The organism is Candidatus Aeolococcus gillhamiae (assembly GCF_016464765.1).
GTDB classification, from domain to species: Bacteria; Chloroflexota; Dormibacteria; order Aeolococcales; family Aeolococcaceae; genus Aeolococcus; species Aeolococcus gillhamiae.
In genome coordinates, this window is record NZ_JAEKNS010000082.1 from 1 (window position 1) to 4,413 (window position 4,413).

Annotated in this window: 4 protein-coding genes; all 4 read left to right on the top strand. The window is 69.0% G+C overall.

Annotated elements, in window-relative coordinates; genetic code table 11:
• The first annotated feature begins 131 nt into the window (after nucleotides 1-131).
• The 4 genes from infB to truB are packed head-to-tail and all read left to right on the top strand — an operon-like array spanning nucleotide 132 to nucleotide 4,279.
• Complete coding sequence (infB, locus tag JF886_RS08155; protein WP_337311356.1) at nucleotides 132-1,907, top strand: translation initiation factor IF-2; 1,776 nt, start codon at nucleotides 132-134, stop codon at nucleotides 1,905-1,907.
• A 37-nt stretch (nucleotides 1,908-1,944) separates the two neighbouring features.
• Nucleotides 1,945-2,364 (top strand): 30S ribosome-binding factor RbfA, encoded by a 420-nt coding sequence (gene rbfA / locus JF886_RS08160; RefSeq protein ID WP_337311358.1) that lies wholly within the window; start codon nucleotides 1,945-1,947, stop codon nucleotides 2,362-2,364.
• On the top strand, nucleotides 2,361-3,356 hold the full coding sequence (locus tag JF886_RS08165; RefSeq protein ID WP_337311360.1) for a DHH family phosphoesterase: 996 nt from the start codon (nucleotides 2,361-2,363) through the stop codon (nucleotides 3,354-3,356). The genes rbfA and JF886_RS08165 overlap by 4 nt, the downstream gene beginning before the upstream one ends.
• Complete coding sequence (gene truB / locus JF886_RS08170; protein ID WP_337311362.1) at nucleotides 3,353-4,279, top strand: tRNA pseudouridine(55) synthase TruB; 927 nt, start codon at nucleotides 3,353-3,355, stop codon at nucleotides 4,277-4,279. The genes JF886_RS08165 and truB overlap by 4 nt, the downstream gene beginning before the upstream one ends.
• Nucleotides 4,280-4,413: the final 134 nt, after the last annotated feature.

Consider the following 4,413-nt stretch of genomic DNA (forward strand, 5'->3'; position numbering starts at 1 on the left):
GACTGCCTGACGCAGGCACGGCGCCGGCGGGCACTGACGCGTTCCCTGCGGGTGGGGGAAGATGTCATCAACTACGAGGAACTGAGCGCAACCCTCGAGGCGCTCAGACAGGAGGTCCAGCCATCGCCACGGTGAAGAAGCTCACCCTGCCGGCCACGGTGCCGGTCAAGGAGCTCGCCGAACGTCTCTCGGTCTCCGGGCCGGAGCTCATCAAGTACCTGATGGGCAATGGAGTCATGGCCAGCCTCAACCAGTCCGTCGACTTCGACACCGCCGCGCTGGCCGCCGATCACTTCGGCTTCGAGGCGGAGAGCGAGGAGGCGGTCGCCGAGGCCGCCCCGGCCTCGACCCGGCGCCGCCACCCCCTTCTCGACCAGTCCCGCGCCGACCCCAAGAGCCTGGTGGCGCGGCCGCCGGTGGTGACCGTGCTCGGCCACGTCGACCACGGCAAGACCTCGCTGCTCGACGCCATCCGCGAGACCGCGGTGGCCTCGGGGGAGGCGGGCGGGATCACTCAGAAGATCGGCGCATACCAGGTCGAGAAGAGCGGCCGGAAGATCACGTTCATCGATACCCCGGGCCACGAGGCCTTCACGGCGATGCGCGCCCGCGGGGCCGACGTGACCGACATCGCGGTTCTCGTCGTCGCCGCCGACGACGGGGTCATGCCCCAGACCGAGGAGGCCATCCAGCACGTCCGCAGCGCGGAGGTGCCGATCATCGTCGCCCTCAACAAGATCGACAAGGACGGGGCCAACCCGGATCGCATCCTCCAGCAGCTCGCCGACCGCGGCCTGGTGAGCAGCGACTACGGCGGTGACGTGACGGTCGTCCGCACCAGCGCCAAGACGGGCGAGGGCGTCACCGACCTGCTCGACATGATCCTGCTCACCGCCGACGCCGAGGTCGAACCCAAGGCCGACCCCAAGGTGGGCGCCGTCGGGACCGTCATCGAGTCGCATCGCGATCCCGGCCGTGGGCCGGTCGCCACCGTCCTCGTCCAGAACGGCACGCTGCGCGTGGGCGACTACATCGTCGCCGGCCAGGTCTACGGGCGCATCCGTGCGCTGCTCGACGAGCGCGGCGAGCGCATGCAGCAGGCGGCGCCGAGCACGCCCGCGGTGGTCACCGGGCTCTCCGGGGTCGCCGAGGCCGGCGATGTGTTCCAGGTCATGGCCAACGAGCGCAGCGCGCGATCGCTGGCCGAGGAACGCGGCTTCGCCGCCAAGCAGCAGCAGGCGCAGCCGGTGCGCCGGATCACCCTGGCCGATCTCGCGTCGCAGGTGGCCGAGGGCTCCGTCAAGTCGCTCAACGTCATCGTCAAGGCCGAGGCCAACGGATCCCTCGAGGCGCTGCGCGGCCAAATCGAGAAGATCGAGGATCCCAACGTCAAGGTCGTCATCGTCGCTTCCGGTGTCGGCCCCGTCGGCGAGGCGGACGTCAACCTCGCCGCGGTCACCGACTCGATCGTCATCGGGTTCAACGTCCGCCCTGACGACCGAGCCAAGGCAGCTGCCGACACCCAGGGCGTCGACGTGCGCTACTACGACGTCATCTACCAGATCGCCGACGACATCGCCAAGGCCATCAAGGGGCTGTACGAACCCACATTCGTGGACGTCTTCCAGGGCCGCGCCGAGGTTCGCCAGGTGTTCACCGTCGACGGCAGGCCGGCGATCGCGGGCTCGCACGTCATCGACGGGCGCATTCCCCGCAACTCCATCTGTACGGTGCTGCGTGACGGCAAGCAGATCGCCCGAAGTCGCGTCGCCGTGCTCAAGCGGTTCAAGGACGACGTTCGCGAGGTGGCCCGCGGCTACGACTGCGGCATCACCTTGGAGGACTTCGGCGACTTCGCGGTCGGCGACGTCCTCGAGGCGTACACGGTCGAGCAGCAGAACCTGTGAGTGCCGCAGCGGCTCGCTGTCGCAGCAGGGCCGGGTCATGACCACTAGCTTCCACAGCCACGCCCAGCACGGCACACGGCCACCGCGGAGCGAGCGCGTCGCCGAGTTGCTGCGCCAGGAGATCTCTCAGATGATGCTGATCGAGATGAAGGATCCCCGGGTGAGGATGGCTTCGATCAGCGAAGTGAAGCTGGCGCGCGACATGAAGAGCGCGCGGGTCATGGTCAGTGCGGTCGGGGATGACCGTGAGCGCCGTGCCGTGGTCACCGCTTTGCGTCACGCCGAAGGATACCTCCGCGGCGAGCTCGGAGCACGACTGGAGAATCTCAAGACGCCTCCGAAGCTGCGCTTCGAGCTGGACGAGTCGATCGCCTACAGCATCCACATCGCCAGCGTGCTGCGCGAGCTGGAGCCGCCGAGCGACAGCGCCGAACCCGTTGCCGAGGTTGCCGAATGACCGCCGCCGTGACCACGTGGCCCGAGCTCGAGGACGTCGTCGGCGACATCCGCGCGGTCATCGATCGGAAGCGCGTCATCGCGTGCCTGCCCCACAAGGACGCCGATGCGGACAGCCTCGGCTCGGCCCTGGGATTCGCGCTGTCACTGCGCTCCACGGGGCATGATGTGCGCGTGGTGGTGCCGTCGCCGCTGCCGCGGATGCTCGAGTACCTCCCGGGTTTCGAGACCATCTCCGAGGACCCGGGCGACATCGACGCGCTGTTCACGTTCGACTGCGCCACGGTCGCCCGCTTCGGCGACAAGCAGGACCTGATCCGTCGCACCGACACGGTGGTCAACATCGACCACCACGTCAGCAACGAGGGCTTCGGCACCATCAACCTCATCGAGGCCAGGGCCAGCGCCACGGGCCAGGTCGTGCACCGCCTGCTGACCACGATCGGAGCGCCGATCACCGCGGGCGTCGCCACCAACCTGTATGCGGCGCTCTTCACGGACACCGGCGGGTTCCGACACGAGAACACGACGGAGGAGGCTCTGCGCCTTGGGGCCGACCTCGTCGCTGCCGGCGCCAACGCGGGCTGGGTGGCGCTGAAGAGCTACAGGTCGCGCTCGCTGCCGCAGATCAAACTCGAGGGACTCGCCGTCGCGCGCCTGCACACCGAGTTCGAAGGCCGGCTGGTGTGGTCACAGATCACCCATGCCATGCTCGAGGAGGCCGGCGCGGACATGATGGAGTCCGAGGGTGTCATCGACCAGCTGCAGAGCATCGACACCATGGAGATCGCTCTGCTGTTCAAGGAGAACTCCCCCGGTGTCACCAAGGTGAGCGTGCGCACTCGCGACCCGTACGACGCCACCGCGGTCTGCCGCCCGTTCGGCGGGGGAGGCCACCACCGCGCGGCTGGCGCGGAGCTGAGCGAACCGCTCGCGGTCTTCGAGCCGCGCGTTCTCGACGTCGCCCGGGAGCTGCTGCGGTCGGCGGAGTGACCCCGACCCTGGTCGGGCCGCGAACCACGACCACCACACACAGCGGGATCCTCGCCATCGACAAGCCCGCCGGTATGACCTCGTTCGACGCCGTCCGCGCGGTGCGGCGGATCTTCAACGAGCGGCGGGTGGGCCACGCCGGCACGCTCGACCCCACGGCCACCGGGCTCTTGCCGGTGTGTGTCGGACAGGCCACCCGCCTGGTCGACTATTTCCACCAGCAGAGCAAGACGTACCGGTGCGTGGTGCGCTTCGGCGAGGTGAGTAACACGCTCGATACCGAGGGTGACGTAGTGCCGGGCGGGGACGCGTCGGGGATCACTTCGGCGGAGGTGTGTGACGCCGCCGCGCGGTTCGTCGGAGACATCGAGCAGGTGCCCCCGATGCACTCCGCGGTGCGGCACGAGGGCAAGCATCTCTACGAGCTGGCCCGCAGCGGCCAGGAGGTCGAGCGCAAACCGAGGACGGTTCGGATCGAGAGCATCGAGGTCACCGGGTTCCGCCCGGGCGCGCGGTGCGAAGCCGACCTCACCGTAGTCAGCGGCAAGGGCGCCTACATGCGCGTGCTGGCCGCGGACATCGGAGAGCGCCTCGGCACGGGGGCGTTGCTGGCGTGGCTGTCGCGCACCGCCTACGGTCCGCTGCTGGTCGAGGACGCGCTGACGCCGGAGGCGCTGGCGGAGTTGCCAGATCCCACGACCGCCCTGCTCCCACTGGACCGCGCGGTGGACTTCCTGCCGCGCGTCGACCTGGGGCCACAGCAGGCGACGATGGTGGGCAGGGGGCAGTCGGTATGGCTGCCGCGCGTGCCGGAGCTGACGGCCGGCGCGCAGTGCCGCGTGCACAGCTCCGGCGGCCGCCTGATCGCCATCGGCGAGATCGCCGGCAACCTGCTGCGGCCGACGAAGGTCCTCAACACCTAGTGCAGCGTCCAGCAAATAGATTGACGGTGAGATGGCTGTCTGGGATGATGCTGTCGTGTCATCGGCGGCAGCTGCACTCTACGTCTCTGCGGAGCAGCGCGAGGTGCTCGAGACCTGGTCTCGCAGCCATGCCA

Excerpts from the sequence above, each read along its gene's own strand:
- rbfA (WP_337311358.1), top strand. The coding sequence starts at position 1,945 with ATGACCACTAGCTTCCACAGCCACGCCCAGCACGGCACACGGCCACCG.
- JF886_RS08165 (WP_337311360.1), top strand. The coding sequence starts at position 2,361 with ATGACCGCCGCCGTGACCACGTGGCCCGAGCTCGAGGACGTCGTCGGC.